We start from the raw sequence: 930 nt of genomic DNA on the forward strand, positions 1-930 counted from the left end.
TGCGCAATTGTTTCAATATTGATCCCCTGTTTTTTAAAATTGGCAGCAATAAGACGTTGTTCTTCGATTTTGCCTTCTGCTAAGCCTTTCTCCATCCCATCTTCAAAACTTGTGTCAAGGGCAGCAGAAAGGTCGCGCTCGACGGAAAGGCTTAATTCATATTCCAGACGTTGGTCGGGGGTCATGCGCTCTACCTCCACGATGCTTTTCAGCTTGCGGAATATCTGATTGTTCAGTTCTTGGGGTAATCGTTCCATGATCTCGATGTTATTTAAAACGTATAACCACTTCTTATAAAGTGTGTCGCACTCATGCAAAGGTAATACAAATTTTGGCATTTCAAGATAGATTTCATTCAGTGTTTCACTAAACGGGACTCTCAGTTCCCGATCCATACGCACTACATCCCAACGATATTTATGGGGCAATGACGGTTCCATTATATAGTTCAGGATGCAGACGACATAAACTTTACTGATCTGATAGTTCCACCGTTTACGGATTTTTTCGTCCGGTTCTTTTTCTAACTTTTCCTTTACGATCATGGACTGTTGCTGAATGGCGAACGAAGCATAATACAACACCCTGTCGGAAAAATACTTCTGACGGCTTTTCTGCATCTCACAAATGAAGAGAATTTGAATATCTATTGTTTCAAAATTAAGATGTTTTGAACCTCCTACAAATTTAAATAATTACAATAACCCCCTTCCCGGGATGTTTTTCTATTTCGTCCAAAAAGTTGATCGATTTTGAATTGACTTTTTTCAAGGTTTTAACCTGTTCCACTGACAACAGAGGAAATGAGATGCGCAGCCCGTTCCGAAAAGCGTGCAATTTGATTACCCAAAAGCGGAAACGCCGACAAAGTGATAAAGCTTAACTCCCGGAGAATCGAATATTTGAAAACAAAACGGACGGCGTTCCAAA

Annotated in this window: 1 protein-coding gene; it reads right to left on the reverse strand. The window is 40.3% G+C overall.

The window, feature by feature from the left end:
• The coding region (locus DWU89_RS20420) for an Rpn family recombination-promoting nuclease/putative transposase (RefSeq protein WP_244205967.1) at positions 1-620 on the reverse strand (620 nt) is incomplete at its 3' end.
• Positions 621-930 lie beyond the last annotated feature (310 nt).

Origin of the sequence: Parabacteroides acidifaciens (assembly GCF_003363715.1) — a bacterium.
Classification (GTDB): Bacteria; Bacteroidota; Bacteroidia; order Bacteroidales; family Tannerellaceae; genus Parabacteroides; species Parabacteroides acidifaciens.